We start from the raw sequence: 12,663 nt of genomic DNA, 5'->3' as shown, positions 1-12,663 counted from the left end.
AAAGGAGCGAAAAGACCATGTTTAAAAAATCATTTTGGATCATTAGTATGTTTGTTGCGTTATTATTAGTTGGCACAGGGTGTAGTTCAAGTGATTCCGCCGATGCTGACAGTGAAAAGACGTTGTACTTCATCCCGATCGTAGATACAGGTGCTTATTGGAACCCGATGAAAAAAGGAGCAGAAGATGCCGCGGCAGAACTAGGCTATACATTGGTTACGAAAACTTCACCTTCTGCTGAACCAAGTAAGAAAGAAAAGCATATCGGCTTTATCAGAGAAGCGGTTGCTAAAAACGCCGCAGGGATCGCGATTGCACCGATTGAGAAAAAAGCATTCGTCGATCCAATCAAGGAGGCAATGGATAAAGGCATCCCTGTCATCACGTTTGATGCCGATTTAGAAAATCCAGAAGATCGGACAGCTTATGTTGGGACGGACAACGTTTCAGCTGGAAAAGAATTGGGATTACGTGCAGCAGAAGAAATGAAGGCAAAAGGGATCACCGGTGGTTCGATCGCGATTGTTTGTGTGGACGTTGCACAACCGACAATGATCGATCGCGAAAAAGGATTGAAAGAAGGCTTTGCAGAGGTCTATGGACCAGATGCTGAAAACTTTAACTTTTTAGCCACTATTCAAGATAACGACCAACCATCAGAATCGAAAAAACAATTAGAAGGCTATATTGCAGCGAATAGAGATTTAGTCACTGTCTTTTCTTTAGGTTCTGAAGGCCCGAACGTAGGGGTGATGAGTGCGTTAGAATCGCAAGGGAAAGCAGGACAAGTTCTTCATTATGGGTTTGATTATACGGATACTTGGTTAAGAGGTGTGGCGGATGAACGAATTACAGCCATCGTTGATCAAGATGCCTACCAAATTGGTTATCAAGTCATTGAGAATTTAGTGAAAGCCATTGACGGAGAAACGATTGATGCAACCATCCCAATCGATGTCAACTACGTGTTAGCCGAAGACTTAGAAGAATATGGAAAAGAAAAAAGTAAAGTGAAAACCGACTCTGTCGAAGAGGACGAAACAGAAAGTACGGACGAAACAGAATAAAATACGTATATGATCAATGGAAAGAAACAGGCGGTGACTTCAAGGAGCAGACTGTTTCTTTCACTTGTTTAAATTAGAAAGGAAAATAAACGATGTATGTATTAGGTTTAGACTTAGGAACGAGTGCATTGAAAGGCTTAGTGTTTGATCAAAAAGGGCAACTAGTGGGAGAAGCAGTTGCTTCTTATCCTATGAGTAATCCACAAATGGGTTATAGCGAGCAACAACCAGCGGACTGGCTCAAAGCAACAGATAAGGTGATAAAAGAATTGGTCGAACAAGTGACTGATTTCAAAGATGAACTAGTAGGCATCAGCTTTTCTGGACAGATGCACAGCTTAGTATTATTGGATGAAGCAGACCAAGTTCTAAGACCAGCTATTTTATGGAATGACGTGCGAACGACCACGCAATGCCAAAGAATCACTGAAACCATAGGAGATAAGTTACTTCAACAAACAAAAAACAAAGCATTAGAAGGCTTTACGCTCCCTAAAATCCTATGGGTCCAAGAACATGAACCAACAGTTTTGGAAAAGGTCAAACAGATCCAATTGCCAAAAGATTATTTACGATTCTGGTTGACCGGCTCGTATCATATGGACTATTCGGATGCGGCTGGAACGCTACTGTTGAATCAAGAAACTAAGCAGTGGGATGAAGAAATCATCGAAACCTTTGAAATCAACGCAGACATCTTACCTCCTTTAGTGGCATCTACTGAAGTAGTCGGCACATTGAAAGAAGAGCTAAAAGAAAGATACGGATTTACCAAACAAATCAAAGTGATCGCAGGCGGTGCTGACAACGCTTGTGGTGCTGTGGGCGCTGGTATTTTAGAAGAAGGTCTAGGCTTGTGTTCAATCGGTACAAGCGGAGTATTTCTTCGATACGAAAAAAATGTGGATAGAGACTACCAAGGCAAGCTCCATCTCTTCCAACATGCCTCAGGGGCAGCCTATTCCATGGGCGTGACCTTAGCGGCGGGCGACAGCTTGAGCTGGTTCAAGCAGCGCTTTGCTCCGAATCTATCATTCAATGAGTTATTATCAGAGGTAGGAACCGTTGAAGCTGGCAGTAATGGGTTGTTGTTCACTCCTTATATCGTAGGCGAACGAACTCCTTATAGTGATAGTCAAATCAGAGGAAGCTTTATCGGGATTGATACGCAACACGAACTGAAACACTTTACCCGCAGCGTGCTAGAAGGAATCACCTTCTCTTTAAAGGATTCACAAGAAATCATGGAGGAAATGACCCAACAAAAAATAGAAAAAATCGTCTCGGTAGGTGGCGGCGCCAAAAATCCAGCATGGCTGCAAATGCAGGCAGATATTTTCAATCGCCCGATCGTTACTTTAACAACTGAACAAGGACCTGGCTTGGGAGCTGCCATGTTAGCAGCAGTCGGCTGTGGCTGGTTTGCCGATTTGAACGAATGCGCAGCGGTTTTTGTTTCCTACCAATCGCCAGTACAACCCGATTCACAACAAGTTGAAATGTATCAAAAGGTATATGCACGTTATCGTAAAGTATACGAATGTACAAAGGAAATCTGTCATATGTATGAAAAGTGACACACGCATGATTGAGTGAAAGGAGGGCTTTTTCGATGAAAAAAATAGTCACATTATTAGGCGATTTTTATCATCCACATGATCAATTAGTCGATTATTTTCAGGGAATAGTTAAGAAGTTTCCACAAGAACTAGAGATGACTGATCTGACAATTGATCAACTGAGGAAAATCTTACAAGAGCAACCAGATATATTCCTTCTTTCAAAGGAAAATCGGTTAGCGCCAGAAACAGATCAGGCGGTTTGGTTAGATGAAACATACGATCAGCTGATCACCGAGTATGTGGTAAATGGCGGAAGCCTGATCGCACATCATTCAGGACTATCTAACTATCCGATCCATTCCACTTTTCATGACATGCTAGGTGGGCGATTCATTCACCATCCTAAACCAACAGAAGTCGTCTATCGGGATCAAAAGGGTCTATCTTACAAGATTTGGGACGAACACTACTTCACGGAGGTAGATCAAGCGAAGACAGAAGTTCGCCTGCACAGCTATTCTCAATCCGGCGAATCGATTGCTGCTTGGCGCCATCAATATGGCAAAGGTAGCGTCTTTTGCATCACGCCTGCACATTTTTCAGAAGGGTTACAACATGAAGCAACTGAAAAGCTACTTTTAGAAGGGATCGATTGGTGTCTAAAGCTAATGTGATTGTGATGAAAAAGATGGATAGTTTTTTTATAACTCTATTTATGTTTCCAATCAATGCTATACTTGAAGTATTCAATAGATTGGAGAGAAGTTATGAGTCAAACAGAATTTATCATCCTTCTTATCGTCGGACTTATCGGAGTCTTAGTTGCGTTAGAAATCAATTCACGAAGAAAACTAAGAGCCGATGTCCGTTACAAGTGGGGCAAACTTCCATATCAAGTACGATTCGATAAGGAGGAAAGCTTAAAAGAAGCTTGGCAGACAGAAAAAAAGTTTCGAACGTGGGATAGCGAAGTCGATGATTTGACTTGGTATGATCTGGATATGTTTGAAGTATTCGAAACAGTCAATCATACGTATTCGAGTGTAGGTTCAGAAGCGTTGTACCAACGTCTACGTAACTTTGATTTTGGACACGATCAACGGTTAGAACAATTAATCACTTTCTACCAAGAAAATCCTAAATTGAGAGAAGAGATCCAGTATCAATTTGCACGACTAGGGAAAAAAGATCGAAATTTTGCCAAACAATATTTAGCAGATGGTAAGAGCAAGAAAATTGGTCATATCGGTTTGTTTGCTTTCTTAGGTATATTACCGCTTATTGGTTTAGGGCTATTTTTACTCGGGCAAATGGTCGGGATCTTTGTCGCAATCGTTAGCGTATTGTTCAATACGATCTATTATTTGATAAAAAAACAAACGCTCGAAACAGAACTTAACAGTATGGGCTATCTTGTTTCCACGATTTCTGCGGCGAAAAAAATCGCTACGTTTGCCACACCATTGCAAGCGGAACTGCAAAAAAATGTTCAGCCTTTGAGAGATATCCCTAAGTTCGGCTTTTCGTTTCGCGTAAAAAATGGCTCGGAAGCAGAGTTGTTTTTTGACTACTTGAACATGATGTTCATGTTACCTTTTATTTCGTATCATTTTGTTATTAGTCGATTGGAGAAAAAAACGAAAGAAGCAATCGATCTATGGCAGTTATTAGGCGAGTTAGAAGTGGCAGCGGCGGTGTTGAACTATCGCACCTACATGCCTTATTCCTGTCAACCAGTGGTTTCAGAAGGAGGGGTCATCGCAGAGGATACGTACCATCCTTTGATTTCAGAGGCAGTCGTCAATCCAATCGCTTGGCAACAAAACACATTGGTCACAGGCTCGAATGCTTCAGGAAAATCGACGTATGTTAAAAGTATTGCGATCAACTGCATTTTAGCGCAAACGATCCAAACCGCTTTAGCCGAATCTTTCACGCTCCAACCCGGTCATGTCTTGACCTCAATGGCGATCGAAGATAACTTATTTGAAGGCGATAGTTACTTTGTTTCAGAAATCAAATCGATCAAGCGTTTATTGCAACAAGTGGAAACAAATGAACGCTGCTATTGCTTTGTCGATGAGATTTTGAAAGGCACAAATACGATTGAACGGATTGCTTCTTCGGCAGCAATCGTGAACTGGCTGAGCGATTACCCATCGTTAGCATTTGTTGCAACACACGATATCGAATTGACAGAGATCTTGAAGAAAGATTGTGCCAATGTCCATTTCGAAGAGCAAGTAACGCCTGAAAAAGGGATCAGCTTTGACTTTAAATTAAAACAAGGACCTGCTAAAACAAGAAATGCCATTGCTTTATTAGATGTGCTGAAATACCCTAAAGCCATCGTTGACGAGGCACAAGCAGAAGCCGCCTTTTTTGATCAACATCGCCAATGGCGGGTAGTTGAATAAGAACTAATATGAAACAAAGAGGAAACAGCTAAACGACATCATTGATAGGGAAAAAACCACTAGCATGCCAGATATATTTTTCTGGAATGTCTTGTGGTTTTTTCATTTTTTACTGTGATACTCGGAGCTGAACGACTTTCTCACAACCTCAATACATGCTAAAATAGTAAATCAGACAAAATAAGGAGAGTTATAAAAAAAATGACAAATGCTCTTGAGATAAATGACTTGAGAAAAATCTATGCGACAGGTGTTGAAGCACTGCGAGGCATCAATCTAACGGTTGAAGAAGGTGACTTTTATGCACTGCTAGGACCAAATGGCGCAGGGAAATCGACAACGATCGGTATCATCACTTCATTGGTGAATAAGACTTCAGGAAAAGTGAAAGTATTTGGCTATGATCTGGATACAGATTTAGTACGAGCGAAACAACAAATCGGTTTAGTTCCCCAAGAGTTCAACTTCAATCCGTTTGAAACAGTACAACAAATCGTTGTCAATCAAGCGGGTTATTATGGTGTTTCTCGTAACGAAGCATTGAAACGTAGTGAGAAATACCTCAAACAGTCTAATTTATGGGAGAAACGAAATGTTCGTGCGCGGATGCTTTCAGGTGGGATGAAACGTCGTTTGATGATCGCCCGAGCATTGATGCATGAACCTAAATTATTGATTCTTGATGAACCGACAGCAGGTGTCGATATTGAATTAAGAAGAGAAATGTGGGAATTTCTACGTGAGTTGAACAATGCAGGCACAACAATCATTTTGACGACCCATTATTTGGAAGAAGCAGAAATGCTTTGCCGTAATATCGGGATCATCCAATCGGGTGAGTTGATTGAGAATACTTCTATGAAAGCATTGCTGTCCAAATTGCAATTCGAAACGTTTATCTTTGACTTAGCACCTTATGACAAAAAGCCAGAGATCGTTGGCTATACGAGTGTTTTAGAAGATGAACGCACGCTTGCGGTCGAAGTAGAGCGTAATCAAGGCGTGAATGGGATCTTTGAACAGTTAAGTGCGCAAGGAATCAAAGTATTATCCATGCGTAATAAGTCCAATCGTTTAGAAGAACTATTCTTGAAAATTACGGAAGAAACCTATCATGTGGAGGCAACGAAAGAAAATGTTTAATCTTTATTTTACTGCATTAAAAAGTTTAGCAATCAAAGAAACCAATCGCTATATGCGTATCTGGGTACAAACCTTAGTACCACCAGTGATCACTACGTCCTTGTATTTTATCATCTTCGGAAAAATGATCGGTGGACGGATCGGGGATATGGGTGGCTTTTCTTACATGGAATTTATCGTTCCAGGATTGATCATGATGTCAGCCATCACAAGCTCTTATTCAAATGTTTCTTCCTCGTTCTTTTCACAAAAATTCCAAAAGAACATCGAAGAGATTTTAGTTGCGCCCGTACCAACACACGTCATCATCTGGGGATTTGTGATCGGTGGATTAGGCCGAAGTGTCTTGGTCGGTGCTTTAGTCACAATGATTTCTCTGTTTTTTGTTCCATTACATGTCTATTCATGGACGATCGTTGTATTGACGCTATTGATGACCGCCATCTTATTCTCTCTTGCTGGCTTGATCAATGGGATTTTCGCGCAATCTTATGATGACGTATCCATCGTACCAACGTTTGTGTTACAGCCGTTGACTTACCTTGGTGGAGTCTTCTATTCGATTTCAATGTTGCCACCGATTTGGCAAGCCATCTCAAAAGTGAATCCAATTGTTTATATGATCTCAAGTTTCCGATATGGTTTCTTAGGCACGACAGATGTACCGATCTTTGTTTCAATTGCAATCCTTGTGCTGTTCATCGTTGTGCTTTATTCAACGTGTTGGTACTTGATCAACAAAGGTAGAGGGTTGAGAAGTTAATAAGCTGACCGCTCCTCTCACAACCTGGATAAACGGTGTTCAAGGAGCAACACTTCGGTCATAAGCCAGAAAAATCAAAAATGAAAGAGCCATTTTCAATTTCCCTGTCTTATGCCTTAGTGCTGACCGCTCCTTTCACAACCTCTTTGCTTCTTTTTCTTTTTCCTAGTATAATGGCAACAATGTTTTTGATGGAACTTTGCATATAGCGAAATGGAGTGTACTTAATGAAAGATAATTTTTGGGCTGAATTACCTACGCCCTTTTTTGTATTAGCACCAATGGAAGATGTGACAGATGTGGTTTTTCGGCATGTCGTCCAAAAAGCCGGCGCGCCGGATGTGTATTTCACCGAATTTACCAACTCAGATAGCTTTTGTCATCCAGATGGCAAAGAAAGTGTCAAAGGACGTTTGACGTTTACTGAAGACGAACAGCCAATGGTAGCACATATTTGGGGAGATAAACCGGAATTTTTCAGAGAGATGAGTATCCAACTAGCCGAAATGGGCTTTAAAGGAATCGACATCAATATGGGCTGTCCGGTGCCTAATGTGGCAGAACGAGGAAAAGGCAGTGGGTTGATTTTAAGACCTGAAGTTGCTGCTGAATTGATCGAAGCTGCCAAAGCTGGAGGGTTGCCGGTAAGTGTGAAAACGCGTATTGGTTATACGGAGCAAGCAGAGATGATTGATTGGCTCAGCCATTTGTTAAAGCAAGACATTGCGAATCTTTCTGTTCATTTGCGAACACGTAAAGAAATGAGTAAAGTAGAGGCGCATTGGAAATTGATTCCTGAAGTCGTAGCCTTGCGTGACAAAATCGCACCGCAAACGAAATTGACGATCAATGGCGACATTCCTGACCGCCAAACTGGGCTCGAATTAGCTGAAAAATATGGTGTAGACGGAATCATGATTGGTCGTGGGATCTTTAAAAACCCATTTGCCTTTGAAAAAGAGCCAAGAGAACATTCAGCAGAAGAACTGATTGATCTATTACGTTTACAACTAGATCTGCAAGATCATTATGCAAAAGAAATCCCTCGTTCGATCACTGGATTACATCGCTTCTTTAAAATCTATGTCAAAGGGTTTCCAGGGGCAAATGATTTACGTGTACAATTGATGAACACGAAATCTACCGATGAAGTTCGGGCACGATTAGATGAATTTCAACATAAAACTGAATAAACAGTTGAGTCGTGATAAAAATGAACATCAAAAAAGACCGTAACATCCGAAAATATTTCGATATTTTTAGATGTTACGGCTTTTTTTGTGGAAGATTCGCTTTATAGCAAGCTTTATTCTCTTGTAGGAGATAGCCGATGTTTAGATTATATATTTCACGACAAACTGATAGTGAGTGAAAAATGATAAAAAATGAATGGAAAGGGATGAAAAATGAAGAAAATTTAATGTAACTAATGTTATTTGAGCGTTTTATTTTATGACATAACAAATTTAATGATATCCTAAAATTTATCAGATGATAAAAATTTATAGAACAAGAATTGAGTAGGTGGATGTCATGAAAAAAGTCATTGTAACAGGTGCAGGAGTGGCAGGATTAAGTGCAGCTGTACGTTTGCAAAAATTAGGCTATGAAGTAACACTGTACGAAAAAGAAAGTGGTCCTGGCGGCAAAATGAACCAAATCAAAAAAGATGGGTTCACGTTTGATGTCGGCCCGACGATCGTGATGATGCCTGAAATCTATCGCGAAGTGTTTGAATTTTGTGGAAAGAACCCGGATGACTACATTCCGATGGAAAAAGTTGATCCGATGTTGAAGCTTTACTTCAATAAAGAAGAACCACTCGAGTTTTCAAATGATCTCATTGAATTGACTAAGACACTCGAAGCGATTTCGCAAGAAGATGCGCAAGGCTATTATGCGTTTCTAGCGGATATCTACAAGCGTTATAACATAGCCAAAGAGGCATTTATTACTAAATCCTTTCGTGGTTTTTGGGATTTTTATAATCCTAAATCACTTTGGGCAGGGATTCGTCTCAGAACATTTAGTGACGCATATTCATCGATCGCTAAATTTGTCAAAGATGAACGATTGCGAAAATCATTGGCGTTCCAAACCCTATACATCGGTGTTTCCCCATACCAAGGCCCGTCGTTATACACGATCATCCCCATGATCGAACTCCTCTATGGGGTTCATTTTATCAAGGGAGGTATGTATACTTTAGCGACCTCACTAGCCAAATTACTAGAAGAATTAGGTGGAACGATCCATTATAATACACCCGTTGATGAATTGATCATTGAAAATAAAGTGGCAAAAGGTGTTCGAATCGGCCAGGAACGAGTGGAAGCAGATGCGGTCGTTTGTGGCGCAGATTTCCCTTATGCGATGAAAGAGTTGATCCCTGATGAAAAGAATCGTGGGAAATATACAGATAAGAAAATCGATAAGATGGAATACTCTTGTTCGTGTTTCTTACTTTATTTGGGATTAGATAAAAAATATCCAGGGAATTATCTCCACAGCATTTACTTCGCTGATGACTTCAAACGAAATATTGATGATTTGTTTGAAGACGGTCGGTTGCCTGAAGATCCATCCTTTTATTTATACCGCCCGACGATCATGGATGAGTCACTGGCACCAGAAAACCATGAAGGGTTATATGTGCTAGTTCCAGTTCCGGAACTTTCAAAATATGAAGATTGGTCAGAAGCAAAAGTCCAAGAATACCGTCATAAAGTATTGACGTTGTTAAAAGAAAAAACGGACTTTACGGATATTGAAGAGCATATCGTGTCAGAAAGTTATTACACACCAAAAGATTTTGAACAACATTTCAATGCGTACAATGGGGCAACGTTTGGCTTGAAGCCAACTTTAAAACAAAGTAATTACTATCGCCCTCATAATAAATTTGCTTCTGCTGAAAATCTATATTTTTGCGGCAGCAGTACACATCCCGGAGCTGGTGTACCAATCGTTATGCAAAGTGCCAAGCTTGCGGTAGAGGAGTTGGTTAAAGATGACAAAAACTAATCAGGAATTGTTTGAAAAACACGCGGAAGATTTTGCATATTGTGAAACAGTGATAAAAAAATATTCAAAATCTTTTTATGCAGCGTTTTCTCAACTTCCTGAAAAAAAAGCAAAAAGTGTCTATGCCATTTATGCCTTCTGTCGCTTGGCAGATGATACCGTTGACTTAGCACATAGCGAAGAAAAGTTGTTGGCATTAAAACAGCAATTAGATGCCTTTGCATTGGGGGAAATTCCTGACGAACCCATTTGGCGTGCCTTGTCAGTTGTCTTTTCCGTGTACCCGATGACTTTGGCGCCCTTTTATGACATGATCGAAGGTCAAAAGCAAGATCTAGTCTTTACCCAGCCAGAAACGTTTGCCGACTTAGAAGACTATTGTTACTATGTCGCAGGTAGTGTCGGCTTGATGCTATTACCTTTACTATCTGATCAAGCAGAAGAGATCCAATCGCCAGCAAAACTACTGGGTGAAGCGATGCAGTTGACGAATATTTTACGGGATATCGGTGAAGATAACCAAATGGGACGGATTTATTTGCCAAAGGAAATGATGCGTGATTATGGTGTGACGGAAGCGATGTTGCATGCAAGTAAACCTACTAAATCACTGATTGATCTGTGGGAAGCAGTAGCCAGTGAAGCAGAACAAAAATACGAAGCTTCTTTTGCGATGCTTCCTTTGATCGATCCAAATTGCCGCTTGGCACTAACTGCTGCTGCGATGATCTATAAAGAGCAATTAACAGTGATCAGAGAAAATCATTATCTGATGTTAGATCGTAAGAACTATGTCAGTCAGTTAAGAAAAGTCCAACTACTAAGAAAAGCAAAAAAAGATGTCGAAAAACGAAAAGATGATTCACATCAATCAACTTTATAATTGGCCATGCTAATCTTAGTAATCTGATGAATCAAAAAAAGAATGAGAAATCGCAGAAATTGTTGTTGCGAGCGCTCATTCTTTTTTTTGCGGGTAACATTACATTTTAAACGGCGAATACACTGTTTATTTCATTTTCATCACTAGCATAAATAACATTTAGATTTAGTTATCTAATTTATTTAGGGTTGGTATTGAAATGTTTACCTTGATAAAACGTTAGTTATTATAAATAAATGTGATATTCGTGCGAAAATGATGGTAAGATTAAAATAAATAGCTATTTTTTAGCTTTATCACATTTCGATCATAGAAGCTCTTTCTATAAAATCCTTGAGTTCAAGTTTCAGTGAAAGGGGTCAGGAGTGAAAAAATGGAAGTATGGGAAATCGTTGAATTTGTTAGAAAGCAAAAAGGAATAACGATCGCAGAACTTTGCGGGGAGGAAGCTAGTCGTTCTGTTTATAAACGCTTTATTCAAAACAAAGCAGATACGACAGTCAGTAAGTTGACTTACTTTTTGAAAAAACTCAATTTAGACTACGATGAACTACAGTTATTTAATTTTCCAAATGATTTATCCGAGGTTAATCGATTGATGCAAGAAGCGGTAGTGGCTTTTGAGAAAAAAGATAGTTTGGAATTACATAGTATTATCATGTTGTATGAAACAGAAGAACCTAGTACACAAAGAGAACGTCATCTGGTCAGCCTTTGTCGCTTGATGATCGCACAATTAAAAGAAGAAAAAATCGACGTATTGTCTTCAGAAGTTTATCAATATTTAATGAAGGCGCAGACATGGACACGTTATGAGATTTTTTTATTTACCAATTGTATGTATGCGTTTCATTCTAAATTTATTGATTTGATCTTAGAAAAATCGTTTCTGAGTTTGGCGGTCTACGAAGAAAATCGCAGTGGACAAAGTGAGACGTTTCGTATGTTGGCAAATGGCCTCATTCTATTTATTAAAAATCAAGATCGCCGTCTGATTTGGAAATATGGGGCAAAACTGGAAGAATATTTCCTTGAAGAAGAACTATATTATGAGCGAAACTTGCAACTGTTTTTGCAAGGCGTCTGGTACATCATCAAGGGAAATGAAAAAGGAAAGTATCACGTGAAAAAGGCATTAGCGGACAGTTGCTACTTGGATTCAAAGCAACAATATCAGAAAAAATACGAACTGTTACGCTTTGTGGAGCAAATTTATCGCGTTGACTTTGGACTAAAGAGTGAGTTGCCAGCGCCAGATCATCAAATGTCATTATAAAATAACTAATCCTATACGGAAATAATTGTGCGTATACGACGAAGATTAACCTTATTCGGCGTATTATATTTTGACCAGTTAAAAATCAAGTATGATAAACTAGTCAAAAAAATTTTTTAGGAGGTTACACAATGGCAGGAGTAATTGCAGTCACACCCGAACAACTGAAGTCACAAGCACAGGTTTATTCACAGGCAGCATCTCAGATCCAAGAAGCAATCCGCAAAGTCAATTCAATGAACCAACAAATCAGTCAACAGTGGAAAGGGCAAGCGTTTCAAGCCTATTTGGAACAATACAATCAGTTAGAAGGCAACGTGCGACAAATGGAAGAACTTCTTGAAAGTATCAACCAACAGTTGAACAAATATGCTGACACTGTCGCAGAACGCGATCGTCAAGATGCCGGTTCATTTGGCTTTTAACTTGAGCAACAAATCGAAGGAAACTGTAACTAGTTACCTAAGATTTCTTATTCAACCGATTTTATGTGAAATAAAATACAATCAATAACAGCATCTCAGCTAT

11 protein-coding genes are annotated in these 12,663 nt (G+C 39.7%); all 11 read left to right on the top strand.

All coding sequences use genetic code 11. The features are described from left to right. Window positions 1-17 precede the first annotated feature (17 nt). The 11 genes from IGL24_RS14775 (at window position 18) to IGL24_RS14725 (ending at window position 12,560) form a co-directional block, all read left to right on the top strand. A complete protein-coding gene (locus tag IGL24_RS14775) occupies window positions 18-1,067 on the top strand; it encodes a sugar ABC transporter substrate-binding protein (protein WP_206853056.1) in 1,050 nt (349 codons plus the stop codon). Between the two features lie 92 nt (window positions 1,068-1,159). Then, on the top strand, window positions 1,160-2,644 hold the full coding sequence (gene xylB, locus IGL24_RS14770; RefSeq protein WP_207115457.1) for a xylulokinase: 1,485 nt from the start codon (window positions 1,160-1,162) through the stop codon (window positions 2,642-2,644). A 35-nt stretch (window positions 2,645-2,679) separates the two neighbouring features. Further along, window positions 2,680-3,303, top strand: coding sequence for a ThuA domain-containing protein (locus IGL24_RS14765; RefSeq protein WP_207115456.1), 624 nt, complete (start codon window positions 2,680-2,682; stop codon window positions 3,301-3,303). 93 nt (window positions 3,304-3,396) lie between these two features. Further along, window positions 3,397-5,046: a MutS-related protein gene (locus IGL24_RS14760; protein ID WP_207115455.1), complete on the top strand. Its 1,650-nt coding sequence runs from the start codon at window positions 3,397-3,399 to the stop codon at window positions 5,044-5,046. A 201-nt stretch (window positions 5,047-5,247) separates the two neighbouring features. Continuing rightward, window positions 5,248-6,189 carry an ABC transporter ATP-binding protein gene (locus tag IGL24_RS14755; RefSeq protein WP_207115454.1) on the top strand — a complete coding sequence of 314 codons (942 nt, stop codon included), beginning with the start codon at window positions 5,248-5,250 and terminating at the stop codon, window positions 6,187-6,189. Continuing rightward, the gene (locus IGL24_RS14750; protein WP_206853064.1) at window positions 6,182-6,952 is read left to right on the top strand and encodes an ABC transporter permease; all 771 of its coding nucleotides are present in this window, start codon (window positions 6,182-6,184) and stop codon (window positions 6,950-6,952) included. The genes IGL24_RS14755 and IGL24_RS14750 overlap by 8 nt, the downstream gene beginning before the upstream one ends. A gap of 227 nt (window positions 6,953-7,179) precedes the next feature. Next, complete coding sequence (locus IGL24_RS14745) at window positions 7,180-8,145, top strand: tRNA dihydrouridine synthase (RefSeq protein WP_429968505.1); 966 nt, start codon at window positions 7,180-7,182, stop codon at window positions 8,143-8,145. 340 nt (window positions 8,146-8,485) lie between these two features. Beyond that, window positions 8,486-9,976 (top strand): phytoene desaturase family protein, encoded by a 1,491-nt coding sequence (locus IGL24_RS14740; RefSeq protein WP_207115453.1) that lies wholly within the window; start codon window positions 8,486-8,488, stop codon window positions 9,974-9,976. Continuing rightward, on the top strand, window positions 9,963-10,859 hold the full coding sequence (locus IGL24_RS14735; RefSeq protein ID WP_207699688.1) for a phytoene/squalene synthase family protein: 897 nt from the start codon (window positions 9,963-9,965) through the stop codon (window positions 10,857-10,859). Before IGL24_RS14740 ends, IGL24_RS14735 begins: the two co-directional genes overlap by 14 nt. Before the next feature lie 373 nt (window positions 10,860-11,232). After that, on the top strand, window positions 11,233-12,135 hold the full coding sequence (locus tag IGL24_RS14730) for an Rgg/GadR/MutR family transcriptional regulator (protein ID WP_207699689.1): 903 nt from the start codon (window positions 11,233-11,235) through the stop codon (window positions 12,133-12,135). A 131-nt stretch (window positions 12,136-12,266) separates the two neighbouring features. Then, a complete protein-coding gene (locus tag IGL24_RS14725; protein ID WP_019722716.1) occupies window positions 12,267-12,560 on the top strand; it encodes a WXG100 family type VII secretion target in 294 nt (97 codons plus the stop codon). Window positions 12,561-12,663 lie beyond the last annotated feature (103 nt).

The sequence above is a fragment of the Enterococcus sp. DIV2371 genome, assembly GCF_050498525.1.
Classification (GTDB): Bacteria; Bacillota; Bacilli; order Lactobacillales; family Enterococcaceae; genus Enterococcus_B; species Enterococcus_B mangumiae.
Note: the sequence above shows the minus strand (reverse complement) of the source record. Positions and strands in the feature narration are given on the sequence as shown.

Excerpts from the sequence above, each read along its gene's own strand:
- IGL24_RS14765 (WP_207115456.1), top strand. The coding sequence starts at position 2,680 with ATGAAAAAAATAGTCACATTATTAGGCGATTTTTATCATCCACATGAT.
- IGL24_RS14740 (WP_207115453.1), top strand. The coding sequence starts at position 8,486 with ATGAAAAAAGTCATTGTAACAGGTGCAGGAGTGGCAGGATTAAGTGCA.
- IGL24_RS14750 (WP_206853064.1), top strand. The coding sequence starts at position 6,182 with ATGTTTAATCTTTATTTTACTGCATTAAAAAGTTTAGCAATCAAAGAA.
- IGL24_RS14755 (WP_207115454.1), top strand. The coding sequence starts at position 5,248 with ATGACAAATGCTCTTGAGATAAATGACTTGAGAAAAATCTATGCGACA.
- IGL24_RS14725 (WP_019722716.1), top strand. The coding sequence starts at position 12,267 with ATGGCAGGAGTAATTGCAGTCACACCCGAACAACTGAAGTCACAAGCA.
- IGL24_RS14745 (WP_429968505.1), top strand. The coding sequence starts at position 7,180 with ATGAAAGATAATTTTTGGGCTGAATTACCTACGCCCTTTTTTGTATTA.
- IGL24_RS14735 (WP_207699688.1), top strand. The coding sequence starts at position 9,963 with ATGACAAAAACTAATCAGGAATTGTTTGAAAAACACGCGGAAGATTTT.
- IGL24_RS14760 (WP_207115455.1), top strand. The coding sequence starts at position 3,397 with ATGAGTCAAACAGAATTTATCATCCTTCTTATCGTCGGACTTATCGGA.
- IGL24_RS14775 (WP_206853056.1), top strand. The coding sequence starts at position 18 with ATGTTTAAAAAATCATTTTGGATCATTAGTATGTTTGTTGCGTTATTA.
- IGL24_RS14730 (WP_207699689.1), top strand. The coding sequence starts at position 11,233 with ATGGAAGTATGGGAAATCGTTGAATTTGTTAGAAAGCAAAAAGGAATA.
- xylB (WP_207115457.1), top strand. The coding sequence starts at position 1,160 with ATGTATGTATTAGGTTTAGACTTAGGAACGAGTGCATTGAAAGGCTTA.